Source organism: Polymorphospora rubra (genome assembly GCF_018324255.1).
Taxonomy (GTDB): domain Bacteria; phylum Actinomycetota; class Actinomycetes; order Mycobacteriales; family Micromonosporaceae; genus Polymorphospora; species Polymorphospora rubra.
Genome location: NZ_AP023359.1, coordinates 6,279,937 through 6,292,470, shown reverse-complemented (window position 1 = coordinate 6,292,470; position 12,534 = coordinate 6,279,937). Strand labels below are relative to the sequence as shown.

8 protein-coding genes are annotated in these 12,534 nt (G+C 71.2%); 5 read left to right on the top strand and 3 right to left on the bottom strand.

What is annotated here, in order from left to right; genetic code table 11:
• Window positions 1-106 precede the first annotated feature (106 nt).
• The 4 genes from Prubr_RS28350 (at window position 107) to Prubr_RS28335 (ending at window position 6,400) form a co-directional block, all read left to right on the top strand.
• The gene (locus tag Prubr_RS28350; RefSeq protein ID WP_212817944.1) at window positions 107-562 is read left to right on the top strand and encodes a PRC-barrel domain-containing protein; all 456 of its coding nucleotides are present in this window, start codon (window positions 107-109) and stop codon (window positions 560-562) included.
• A gap of 59 nt (window positions 563-621) precedes the next feature.
• A complete protein-coding gene (locus Prubr_RS28345; protein ID WP_212817943.1) occupies window positions 622-1,551 on the top strand; it encodes an LLM class F420-dependent oxidoreductase in 930 nt (309 codons plus the stop codon).
• Window positions 1,552-1,620: 69 nt separating this feature from the next.
• The gene (locus Prubr_RS28340) at window positions 1,621-3,201 is read left to right on the top strand and encodes a right-handed parallel beta-helix repeat-containing protein (protein WP_212828645.1); all 1,581 of its coding nucleotides are present in this window, start codon (window positions 1,621-1,623) and stop codon (window positions 3,199-3,201) included.
• A 103-nt stretch (window positions 3,202-3,304) separates the two neighbouring features.
• Window positions 3,305-6,400 carry a hypothetical protein gene (locus tag Prubr_RS28335; protein WP_212817942.1) on the top strand — a complete coding sequence of 1,032 codons (3,096 nt, stop codon included), beginning with the start codon at window positions 3,305-3,307 and terminating at the stop codon, window positions 6,398-6,400.
• A 55-nt stretch (window positions 6,401-6,455) separates the two neighbouring features.
• Here the strand turns inward: Prubr_RS28335 and Prubr_RS28330 are convergent, their stop codons facing one another.
• Both Prubr_RS28330 and Prubr_RS28325 read right to left on the bottom strand, forming a co-directional pair.
• The gene (locus Prubr_RS28330; protein ID WP_212817941.1) at window positions 6,456-7,445 is read right to left on the bottom strand and encodes a permease prefix domain 1-containing protein; all 990 of its coding nucleotides are present in this window, start codon (window positions 7,443-7,445) and stop codon (window positions 6,456-6,458) included.
• Between the two features lie 79 nt (window positions 7,446-7,524).
• Window positions 7,525-7,857, bottom strand: a complete 333-nt coding sequence (locus Prubr_RS28325; protein WP_212817940.1) for a PadR family transcriptional regulator — start codon at window positions 7,855-7,857, stop codon at window positions 7,525-7,527.
• Window positions 7,858-8,022: 165 nt separating this feature from the next.
• Here Prubr_RS28325 and Prubr_RS28320 point away from each other — a divergent pair, with 165 nt between their 5' ends.
• Window positions 8,023-11,178: a hypothetical protein gene (locus tag Prubr_RS28320; protein WP_212817939.1), complete on the top strand. Its 3,156-nt coding sequence runs from the start codon at window positions 8,023-8,025 to the stop codon at window positions 11,176-11,178.
• A 101-nt stretch (window positions 11,179-11,279) separates the two neighbouring features.
• Here Prubr_RS28320 and Prubr_RS28315 read toward each other — a convergent pair whose 3' ends face one another.
• Entirely contained in the window at window positions 11,280-12,434 is a 1,155-nt protein-coding gene (locus tag Prubr_RS28315; RefSeq protein ID WP_212817938.1) for a glutathione-independent formaldehyde dehydrogenase, read from the bottom strand.
• Window positions 12,435-12,534 lie beyond the last annotated feature (100 nt).

The following is a 12,534-nucleotide window of genomic DNA, read 5'->3' as shown; positions in this document are numbered from 1 at the left end:
CAGGGGTCACGGCGTGGCGGCGGGCTGCCGGGACGGCCTTCGGGGGCATGATCGGCGCGGCCGGCGGGTAGGAGTCCCGGAACGACGAGCCGACCGGAGGGTGACCATGCAGCCGTTCATTTTCGACCCGTGGCTGTGGCGCGACCCGGCGATCCTCGCCGGTGGCTACCGCGGCGCGGCCGCCGACGAGGGTCCGACCGAGCAACGCCGGGAGGCCGAGACCGACGAGGGCGGCCCGGGGACCGAGATCGACCTGGTCGGGTACGAGGTGGCGGCGACCGACGGCGACATCGGCTCGATCGAGGAGGCGCCCCCGGACGCCGGCCACCTGATCGTCGACACCGGCCCGTGGATCTTCGGCCGGCGGGTGCTGCTCCCGGTCGGCACGGTCACCCACGTCGACCACCTGAACCGGACCGTGCACGTCGACCGGACCAGGGACCAGGTGAAGGAGGCGCCCGCGTACAACCCCGACACCGGCGCCGCCGTCGACTTCCGCAAGCAGGTCGGCGACTACTACACGACCAGCTACCGGGACGGCGGGCCGGTCGGCGGAGCGTGACCGGTCACCGGTGCGGCGCGTGACGGGCGCCGCACCGGACCGGTTCGTATGCTCGCGGTATGGAACTGCGGATCTTCACCGAACCTCAGCAGGGTGCCACCTACGACCAGTTGCTCGCCGTCGCCCGGCTGGCCGAGGACGCCGGCTACGGCGCCTTCTTCCGCTCCGACCACTACCTGATGATGGGTGAGGCGCCCGGCCTGCCCGGCCCGACCGACGCCTGGGTGACGCTCGCCGGCCTGGCCCGCGACACCAGCCGGATCCGGCTGGGGACGCTGATGACGGCCGCGACGTTCCGGCTGCCGGGGCCGCTGGCGATCGCGGTCGCGCAGGTCGACCAGATGAGCGGGGGCCGGATCGAGTTCGGCATCGGCAGCGGCTGGTTCGACGCGGAGCACACCGCGTACGGCATTCCTTTCCCGCCGCTCGGTGAGCGGTTCGACCGCCTGGAGGAGCAGCTGGCGATCATCACCGGGCTGTGGGAGACGCCGGTCGGGCACACCTTCGACTTCAGCGGCAAGTACTACCAGCTGTCGGACTCCCCCGCGCTACCGAAGCCGGCGCAGTCGCCGCGCCCGCCGGTGCTGCTCGGCGGCCACGGCGCGAAGCGCACCCCGCAGTTGACGGCCCGGTACGCCGACGAGTTCAACGTGCCGTTCGCCGGCGTCGACGACACCCGTACCCGGTTCGAGCGGGTCCGGGCCGCCTGCGCCGAGGGCGGCCGCGACCCACGCAGCCTGCGGCTGTCGAACGCGCTGGTGCTGTGCTGTGGTCGTACCGAGGCGGAGGTGAACCGGCGCGCGGCGGCGATCGGCCGGGAGCCGGACGAGTTGCGGGCCAACGGCCTGGCCGGCTCGCCGGCCGAGATCGTCGACAAGATCGGCCGGTACGCCGAGATCGGCACCGAGCGGGTCTACCTGCAGGTCCTCGACCTCGACGACCTGGCCCACGTCGAGCTGGTCGCCGCCGAGGTGTTGCCGCAGGTGTGAGGTCCGTGTCGCCGGGAACCCGGGTCGGGCGCCACCGGCGGGTGGCGGCCGGCGACGGGGGGCCGCGCGATCGACGTTCCGCTGACGTATGACGCCCGCGAGCGGGGGCTGGCCGGTGACGGGGTCACCAACGACCAGCCCGCGTTCGCGCGGGCGGTGCACGAGCTGGGCGCCGGGTACGCCGCCGACGGCCGGCCCCGGGTGCTGCGCTGCCCGCCCGGCGTCTATTCGATCCGCGACGCCGGCACGGTGTGGCGCAGCGGCGTGTCGCTGATCGGCGCCGGTGCCGGGCTGACCCGGTTCGTGCTCGCCAATCCCGGCAACCGCGCCGACCCCACCCCGCTGGCGTTCTTCACCGCCGAGCAGCACGGCGCCGGCCGGGACAACCCGGTCGTCGACTGCACGTTCGCCGGGTTCGAGATCGACGGCACCGGCGTCGAACTGCCCGACTACGACGTGCTCGCCAAGGGGCTCGGGCTGCAGTACGTGCTGCGCGGGCGGTTCCGCGACCTCTACATCCACGGCACGGCGGCGACCGGGTTGGGCTGCGACTTCCTGCAGGACTGCGTGATCGACGCGGTGGTGGTGATCGACTGCGGGCGGCTCGACGTACACCACGAGAAGGGCGGTGCCGGGATCGGCGTCGGGGTCGGCGGGTGGGGTGACGTCGAGCGGCTCACGGTCACCAACTGCACCGCCGTCGGCAACGGCCAGAGCGGGATCTTCTTCGAGCTGCAGGACGCGGCGTGGGACCGGCCGCGCGGCATCCGGGTGTCGGGCTGCCACGCCGAGGGCAACCGGTTCGGCGTCTCCGACTGGGGCGCCGACGGGCTGCTGGTCTCCGGCTGCACGCTGGTCGGCAACGTGGAGGCCGGCTTCGACGTCTCCGGGGAGGGCACCGTCGGCGTCGGCGGCCGGGGCGGGATCGTCACCGACTGCCTCGTCGACGGCAACACCCTCGACGGCGTGAGCATCGGCAACACTCCCGGCCCGTACACCGTGCGCGGCAACCGGATCAGCGGCAACGGCCGGTACGGGTACCGCCAGCACGACCTGCCGGGCTCGATGGGCCCGGCGGGCGGCATCGCCGTAGACGGCAACGACGTCTGGGGCAACGGCCTGGACGGGATCCGGTTCGACTGCGCGGTCACCGACGCGGTGGTGACGACCAACCGGGTACGGCACAACGGGATGCAGACCGGGCCCGCCTGCTCCGGCTCGGGAGCGACGGTGACGTACGGGCCGGCGTCGCTGACCGACACCGCGGCCCGCTGGCCGGTCGACGGCCACCGGGGCAAGACGGTGACGGCCGGGTCGGTGACCGCGTACGTCGCCGGCAACTCCGCGACCACGCTCACCCTCGGCCGGTCGCACGGTGCGCGGCACGGGTGGCACGGTCCGGTACCGTCGGCCGGTACGGCGTACCGGTTGCCGGCCCCGCCGCCGGTACGGGCCGGGATCGCCGTCGCCGCCGCGCTGGTCCGGTCGACGGTCAGCCGGAACCGGCTCTGGGACGATCCGGGGCACGCGACACAGACCCACGGCCTGTGGCTGACCGGGGGCGGTGCCCGGTCGGCGGGCCGGACGGAGGGCAACGACCTCACCGGCAACGCGGTGGGACCGACCCACGTGGACGCTCCCCGCGACTGACCCCCACCAACCGACCGCCAACCGATCGCCAACCGCATCCGCCACTGTGGATCCTCCGATTCCCGCGCCACGGGGATCATCACCTGAAATGGGGGGATCCGAAGTGAGGTCATCCGTACCCGAACCGGCGTCCGGCGGCCGGCGGCGTCGACGATGGGGCCGTGCCGCCGTCGCCGGCGCCGCCGTCGCCGCCCTGGTGGTGGGCAACGCCTCGGTCGCGTACGCCGCCGTGGACTGGCAGGAGACCGCGCTGCGCGACAGCCTGTTCGCGGTGCATCTCAGTGGTCACGGCACCGATCCGACCAGCACCCGGCACATGGTGGTGTCGGCGGCGCTGCTCGACTGGCGGGCCGCCAACGGGCAGGCCACGGTCGACCAGACCCGCACCGTCCTCGACCAGCTCGACACGGCGGTGACCCAGAAGCACGGCACCGTCAGCGTCGGCACGGCGTACGGCTACGTGGTCCGGGGCACCGAGGCGGCGCTGGCGGTGCCGGCGCTGGCCGGGGTGCCGACGCCGAACCTGTCGGCGATGCTGGCCAGCACCTGGGGCGACGAGCTCAGCGCCGACGCCGTCAACCGGCACCAGGTCACCGGCGCCTACCAGAGCTACGCCTACCTGGACCGGCTCTACGACGAACAGAACCGGATCTTCGTACGGACGAGCCACGTCGGCCAGCAGGACCCGGTCCTCGCCGCCGCCTGGGACGCGAAGATCGGCGCCGCCACCGGGGTGACGCTGAACGCCTCGCTGGAGACGCTGGCGGCCAGCCCGCGGCTGCCGGCGGGCCTGGACATCGAACGCCTGCACGACCTGCGGCAGAGCCCGGAGGCCTACAAGACCGAGGCGCACCGCCAGGTCGAACAGCTCTACCACGCGCTCAACGTCCAGATCGACGAGTCACGGGCCGCCGCGAAGGCGATGTCCGACGCCAATCCGGTGGGTACGAAGGTCGACGACGCCACGGCCCGGGCCCAGCTCGAGGCGGCCAAGGCGGCGGCCGAGGCGCGTAAGCCGAAGATCGAGGCGGCCGGCAAGGGCATCGAGATCCTGACCACGCTGATCGGCTTCTTCGACAAACCGGCCGCCAAGCAGGTCGCCGCCGTCGGCAAGGCGGGAATCACGATCGCGACGGCGATCAGCGAGTACCTGCCGAAGATCGCCGGCAAGGGCGTCGCGGAGGCGATCAGCTCGCTGGGTTCGGTGGTGCTGACCGGCAACATCCTCGGCGCGGTGATGACCCTGTCGCAGGCGTTCTTCGCCGGGCCGAGCCCGGAACAGCTGATCCTGGAGGAGATCGCCAAGGTCCGGCAGGACATCAAGGAACTGCGCACCGAGATGCACAAGCGGTTCGACGCGATCGAGAAGACGCTGGTCACCGTCTACGACGAGATGATCCGGCAGTTCGAACTGCTGCAGGGCCCGCTCGACGACATCCGGTCGCGGCTGGCCGGCATCCAGAACGTCCTGCTCTCCCTCGACGCGAAGATCGACGCGGTGGCGACCAGCACCCACACCGCGCTGGTCGAGATCTCCATGCAGGACTTCAACCACCAGGTCGAGACCTACCTGGGCTACGAGACGAAGTCCGGGCGGGAGCTGACGAACTTCGACGCGTACTGGAACGCGGTGTCGACGTTCTTCCGGTACGGCAACGACAACGCGGCGAAGGCACCGCTGGCACTGAGCCAGGGCGAGACCGGCGCCGCCGCCGGGGACCTGGTCAACACCATCCGGAACCGCTCGGCGTACGGGTCGCTCTACCTGCTCACCGCGCTGGCCCGCGACCGCGGCTGGGCGCCGGACCTGCCGCTGCCCACCGTCGCCGACTCCCGGTACGGCGTTCCGAACGCCGGGGCGTGGCTGGCCGCGTCCCGCGCCTACGTCGGCATGACGCACCAGAACGAGGCGATGGCCGCCGGCGGCACCGTGCAACGGACCCGGGACCTCCAGAGCCGGGGGCGGGAGATCCTGACCACCTCGCGGTCGTTCAGCGCCCCGGTGAACGGCGGCACCAACCCGCTCTACACCAACCTGCTGAACACCTACCGGGCCGACCTGAACGCGGTCAACGCCGAGGTGGCCGCCATCCGCGGCCGGGTCGGCATGGACGGCAGGTACGACCCGTTCGGCGTCGCGCACCAGGCGCCGCCCGGCCGGGTCACCACCGCGGCGGTGCCCACGACGACGTCGTGCGGCGCCACCGGCGGCGGGGTCGTGACGGCCGCCCCGCTGCTCGACGGGATGCCGAACCAGTTCCACACGGCGTTCACCGTGCTGCCGGAGCATTTGAGGCCGAAGTTCGCGGTCTGCTACCAGGCGCACTTCTTCAACATCGACGTCTACGACGGCCGGGTGGAGAGCGGCGAGACCGCCGAGATCGATGTCACCGTGCGGGTGCGGGTGCAGTGGCCCGGCGAGGACTGGCGGGACGTCCGCAGCGCGCGGGCGAGCCTGCCGGCGGGCAAGGTCAGCTGGTACAACCACAAGACCGGCCACAGTGGCCGGGTCACCCCGGAGCAGGTCGTCGTCCGGGACTGGAACTCCGGCGTGCGGTACGCCGTCGAACGCGGCGTGCTGCCGAACGTCGCCGCGACCGAGGACGACGCCTGGCTGAAGACCACCTGGATGCTGCACGGCAGGCAGAAGGAGTACTACCGGTCGGTGGTCGCCGACCTGCAGAACCCGTACAGCGAACTGGGCCGGCGGGCCGCCAGGCTCGACGAGACGCTGATGCTGCTGCAGGCGTACACGGAGGTGGGTTTCCCGAAGGCACTGCGGTCCAACGAACGCCTGGGCGGCCTGCTCTTCGGCGCCGAGCACCTGCCGGGCCGGTTCCTGGTCGGCGCGGCGTCGTCGAACCACCTGCTGGAGGCGTACGGCGGGGCGCTGACCACGTACGCGACCTGCCCGGACGGCGGGCTGCCGTGCCCGGCCGGCCAGTGGTTCCACCCGTGGACCAAGGCACCGGAGCAGTACGCCGGCAACTGCGCGGCCGGCCCGCCCCCGGTCACCTATCCCGGTGACCCGGTCGGCAACTGCGTCGCCCGGGCGGGCTTCCTGCGGGCCGCCGCGCTGGCCGAGGAATACCAGCGGCAGTCGACGTACCTGGCCGACGGCGACTACGTGGAGGGCCTGCCGGAGGTCGAGGAGGTGATCGTGCACCTGGGGGTGACCCACGAGATCGTCACCCGCTGACCGCCGGACGCGGACGGCCGGCCGCCTGGTGGCGGCCGGCCGGTGCGTCGCCGGGTCAGCCGGCGGTGCGCGCCTCGCGGCGCCACTTCACGACGTCGTCGCCGATCGTCCAGAGCACCGACAACGCGATGGCGACGGCAACGCCCTGGTAGGTCGTGGTCCAGCTGCCCGACAGCGGGGTGAGGTCCAACTCGGCGAAGAACCGGGTGTCGATCAGCTCACCGCGCAGCAGCAGGGTGGTGGTGGCCGCCCAGCCGACCAGGTTGAGCGCGACGCTGGCGAGCACGAGGGTTCCGGTCCGGTGTCCGGTGCGGTAGCGGGCGACGGCACCGGCGACGGCGGCGGCGAGCAGGACGAACAGGGCCGGGATCCAGAAGCGCCACAGCTCCGGGCGCAGGAACGGCACCGGGTCGCCCGCGGCGTCGCGGACGAAGCCGACCTGCTGCTGCCAGATCACGCCGAAGACGAACAGGATGGTGACGACCACGAAGCCGACGAGTTCGACGAGCCCGGTCGTGCGCCGGGCGACGTCCGGCAGCATGTCCAGCGACCAGGACCGGAGGTCCTTCCCGGCACCGCCCGGCCGGGCGGTCTTCGCGCCGCTGCGTTCGAGGACGACGAAGACGAGCGTGGTCCAGAAGGTGAGGTGCACGCCGATGGTGAGCACCGTGGTGACGATCGTGCCGACGATCCGCTGCGGCGGCGTCCCGTCCAGCAGGTCGATGGCCACGATGACGGTCGTCGCGATCGGCAGCACGATCCCCAGGAGCATCTTCAGCAGGCGCAGCCAGGTGAAGTAGTAGGCGGGGCCGAGCAGGAAGGTGGGCCGGTCGAGGTAGCGGGCGGCGAGGTGGGCCGGGTCGCCGAGATCCTCGAGCGTGGCGCGCTCGGCGGCCTGCGGGGTCTCACCGGCCTCGACACGCCCGTCGACGGCGTCGGCGATCGAGGCGCGCAGCTCGCGCTCCAGGTCGTCGCGCTCGGCGGCCGGCACCGCGTGGAGCGCGGCGGCGATGTACCTGTCGGTGAGGGTGTTCCGGTCGGTCATGGTGATCCTCTTCGGCGGTGTGCGACGGCCGGGCGGTCGCGGGATGGTCTCGGGATGCGCGGGTGGTCCCGGAGCGGGGTCAGCCGGCCCGCAGGGCGTCGATCGAGGCACGCAGGGCGTCCCAGTCGGCCAGCAGCGTCTCGGCGATGCGGCGGCCGTCGTCGCTGACCCGGTAGTACTTGCGGGGGCGGGGTTCGTCGGTGTTCCACAGGCTGGTGAGCAGGCCCTGCTTCTCGAGCCGGCGCAGCAGCGGATAGAGGGTGTTGGCGTCGACGCTGAACCCGGCTTCGTTGAGTCGCTCGAGCAGCCCGTAGCCGTAGCCGGGGGTTTCGAGGAGCACCAGGCAGGCGAGCACGACGGTGCCGCGTCGCAGCTCCTGAAGATGCCCGGCCGTCACTTCGTTCATGCCCAATACGATACTGTGCGTCGCACACCATTGCAACAGGCTGATGCATTGGCCACTGGAAGGACATCGTGATCATCCGTACCAGTGACTTTTAACCGGGTTTCCAGTGCCGGGCGACACCCTGAGCCGATCCGGATCCAGCGTGATCCGTCGAAAGATTGGGGAACCCGCGTGTCAACACCCGTATCCGCCGGTACCGCCGCGCACGATCCACCGGGCCTGCGGCTAACGGCAAGAGGGTCAGGGCGCCGGTGGTGGCAGCGGGCCGTCACCGCCGGCGCCGTCGTCACCGCCCTCGTCACCGGCAGTGCCTCCGTCGCCCACGGCTCCACCGTCACCTGGGACGAGGCGGGCCTGCGCGACAAGCTCTTCGCGGTCCAGCTCAGCAACCACGGCGGTGACCCGACCAGCATCCGGCACATGGTGGTGTCGGCGGCGGTGCTCGACTGGCGGGTGGCGAACCCGACCGCCACCGCCGAGCAGATCACGGCGCTGATCGACCAGCTCGACGCCGCGGTCACCGCGCGACACGACCGCATCGCCACCATCGGATCGAGCTACGGCCTCATGGTCAACGGGGCCGACGCGGTCCTCGCCGTCCCGGCCATGTCCAAGATCGCCACCCCGCAGGTCTCGAAGGTGGTGGCCAGCACCTGGGGCGCCGGCCTCGACGCCGAACTCATCCGGCGGCACCAGGTGAGCGGCTCGTACCAGAACTACGCCTACCAGACGCACCTCTACGAGGAGCAGAACCGGGTCTTCATCGAGACCGCCCGGGCCGGCCGGACCGACGGCGCCCTCGGGGACGCCTGGGACGCGCGGATCGGCGCGGCCGCCGGGGTGGCCGTCGACGACGACGTCGAGACGCTGGCCGCCAAGGTGCCCGGCCTCGACCTCGCCGAACTCGAATCGGCTCGCAACAACCCCGTCGAGTACGAGGCCCGGGCCAACGCCCAACTCAAGAAGCGACTCGACGCCCTGGAGGCCGCGACCGACGACGCCACCAAGAAGGCGGCCGCGGAGGCGGCGAAGAACCCGCCGACCGCCCCCACCGACGAGGAGCGGGCCAAGCGGGAACTCGCCCTCGCCGAGGCCGCGGCCAAGGAACGCAAGGCGGTCATCGACGACCTCGGCAAGGGCATCGAGGCCCTGGCCCATCTCATCGGTTTCAAGGACAAGGCCATCGCCTCGAAGGTCTCCGCGGTCGGCAAGGCCGGCGTGACGATCGCCACCGCGATCAGCGAGTACATTCCCAAGATCGTGGGCAAGAGCGTCGTCGGGGCGCTGACGTCACTGAGCACCATGGCCCTCACCGGCAACATCCTCGGCGCGGTGATGTCGCTGACCGAGGTGTTCCTTCCCGGGCCGGACCCGACCACGCTCATCCTCGAGGAGGTCGCCCGGGTCCGGCAGGACATCACCGAGCTGCGAACCGAGATGAACACGCGGTTCGACCGGATCGAGAAGGCGCTGGTCGCCATCCACGAGGACATCGTGACGCAGCTCGGCCGGATGCAGGGCGACATCGAAGAGATCCGCCGACAGCTCACCGACATCCAGAACACCCTGCTGTCGCTGGACGCCAAGATGGACGCGGCCGCCAACTCGACCCACCTCGCGCTGAGCCAGGTCATCCTGCAGGACTTCGGTGTCACGGGCGTACAGAACCTGCGCTACGAACAGCGGACCGGGCGGGAGCTGCAGTACGAGAAGTACTGGGACGCCCTGACGACGTTCTACTACTACGGCGAGAACAACGCCCGCATGTCCCCGCTCACCCTGACCCAGCTCGAGTCGGGGCCGGCCGCCGCGAACCTGCGCAACACGCTGCTGAACTACTCCACCCACGGATCGCTCTACCTGCTGGCGGATCTGGCCCGCAACAAGGGGTGGGCACCCGGGCTCCCCCTCCCCCGGGTGGACACCGTCCACCAGGGCGTACCGAACGCCGGAATGTGGCTGTCCGCGGCCCGGGCCTTCAGCGGCATGGCACACCAGAGCGAGGAGTTCAGCCGGACCACCCCCGACGTCAGGAACCTCCTCGCGGCGCTCAGCGGCCGGGGCACCGAGATCACGGGTGTGGTCCGGTCGTTCAGCAACCCGCAGGACGGCAGGACCAACGAGCTCTACACAAACCTGATCAAGGAGTACCGGACGGCGCTCGACGGGGTCAGCCGGGAGCTGGCCGCGCTGCGGGTCGCCGCCGGCGAGAACAAGATCGACCCGTTCGGCCCGGGCGACCAGGCGCCACCGGCCCGGATCACCACCGCCGCCGTTCCGACGGTGCTGCCGTGTTCGGGGACCGGCCCCCGGGTGTCGATGCCGGAGGGTGCCCTGCTCCACGGGCTGCCGCACGCCTTCCACACCGCGTACGACATGCTGCCGGAGGAGGACCGCCCGATACTGAACGCCTGCTACGACGCCTCGTACGTCAACCACGAGTGGTACGAGACGCAGATGGAGACGGGTTTCACCGCCGACATCGACCTGACAATCCGGGTGCGGACCAAGGACCGGTGGCCGGGAGCGGCCTGGCAGGACGCCCGCACCGTGAAGTACACCGGCCCCGTCGGCAAGGTCGAGTTCACCAACAACCGGACCGGCCACCACTCCAAGACCGAACCGAACCAGATGGTCTACAACAAGTGGTCGGGGCTGAAGCCGCAGGTGGAGCGGAGCACCCGGCTCGCCAACATCGCCGGCGCCGAGAACGCGACCTGGCTCCAGGTCGTCGGCCTGCTGCACGGCAAGCAGAAGGTCTACTACCAGAGCGTGGTGACCGGACTCGCCAACCCGGCCAGCGACCTGGCGAAGGCGGCCGACAAGCTCAACGAGAAGCTGATGCTTCTCCAGGCGTACACCGAGGCCGGGTTCCCGAAGGCGCTGCGCACCAACGACCGGCTCAACGGGCTGCTCTTCGGTGAGGAGCACCTTCCGGGCAGGTTCCTGCTCGGGACCACCGGGTCGGACCACCTGCTGTCGACGTTCCTGGGCGCGCTCAAGCAGTACGAACGGTGCCCCGACGGCGGCGTGCCGTGCACGCCCTGGATCGACCCGCGGCCGGAGGCCATTCCCCAGTACGGCAGGGACTGCCCCACCGGGCCGCTGCCCGCGACGCTGGCCGGTGACCCGGTCGGCAACTGCATCGCGACGCAGGGCTACCTGCGGACCGACGCGCTCGCCCAGGAATACCAGCGGCAGTCGACGTACCTCGCGAACGGCGTGTACGCCGAGGGCCTGCCCGAGATCGAGGAGGGCCAGGTCCACCTGAACGTGGTCGGGCGGCTCACCGGGCATGTGACCAGCGACAAGCCCACCCGCCGGTAGGCATCACCACAGGTGCGGGTCCCGACCACGACCGGGACCCGCACGGACCGGCCACCGCGGCACCTCCTCCCCGCGGTGGCCGGTCCCTCTACGTCTTCGGGTCAGCTCGTCCCGCCGCTCATCTCGGGCTTCAGGACGACCTTGGTGTAGCCGTCGACGCGCCGGTCGAACTTGTCGTACGCGTCGGGCGCCTCGGTCAGCGGCAGCTCGTGCGACACCACGATCGACGGGGTCGCCCGCCCCGTGATGATCATGTCCCGCAGGTGCCGGTTGTAGCGCATCACCGGGCACTGTCCGGTCCCGATCCGCTGCCCCTTCGAGAACATCTTCCCGAAATTGAAGCCGATCCGGCCGTGCTTGGCGCCCTCGTCGGCGGCGCCCGGGTCCTCGGGCACGTACACGCCGATCACGCCGATGCCGCCGGTGCTGCGTACGACGTCCACCAGGTTGTCGAGCACCCGTGCCGGCTGCTCGCCCCCCTTGCCGTGCGCCTGGTAGCCGACGGCGTCCACGCCCCGGTCGACGCCCCGGCCGTGGGTGGCGTCCATGATCTGCTCCACCGGGTCGGCGACGCTGAAGTCGATCCGGGTGGCGCCGAGCTTCTCGGCCAGCGCGAGCCGGTCGTTCTCCCGGTCGACGACGAAGACCTGGCTGGCGCCGCGCAGCATGGCGCTGTGGGCGGCGAGCAGGCCGACGGGGCCGCCGCCGAAGACGGCAACGGTGTCACCGGGTTCCATGCCGGCGAGTTCGGTGCCGTGGTAGCCGGTCGGGAAGATGTCGGAGAGCATGGTGAAGTCGTTCTCGTGCTCGTCGCCGGGTGGCAGTTCGAGCAGGTTGAAGTCGGCGTGCGGGACCCGCAGGTATTCGGCCTGACCGCCGTCGTACGGGCCCATGTTGGCGTAGCCGTAGGCGGCGCCGTCCATGTCCGGGTTCGGGTTCATCCGCAGGCAGTACGCCGTCCAGCCGGTCAGGCAGTTGCGACAGTGGCCGCACCCGATGTTGAACGGGACGGAGACCCGGTCGCCGACCTTGATCCGGTCGATGCCGCTGCCGACCTCGACGACGGTTCCCATGTTCTCGTGCCCGAGGATCTTGCCTTCCTCGACGTTCGTCCGACCCTCGTACATGTGCAGGTCGGAACCACAGATGTTGGTCGAGGTGATCTTGACGATCGCGTCGGTGCCCTTCTTTATCTTCGGGTCCGGTACGTCACGTACCGCCACCGAGCGCGGGCCCTCGTATACCACTGCCTTCACGTCGTTCACCCCCTGCGTCGCTTCCTCTTCGCATAGGGTGTGCCCGCTTGAACCGCGTTGAACCATCCCGGACCCGCGGCATCCCCCTGGCGCCCCGGTC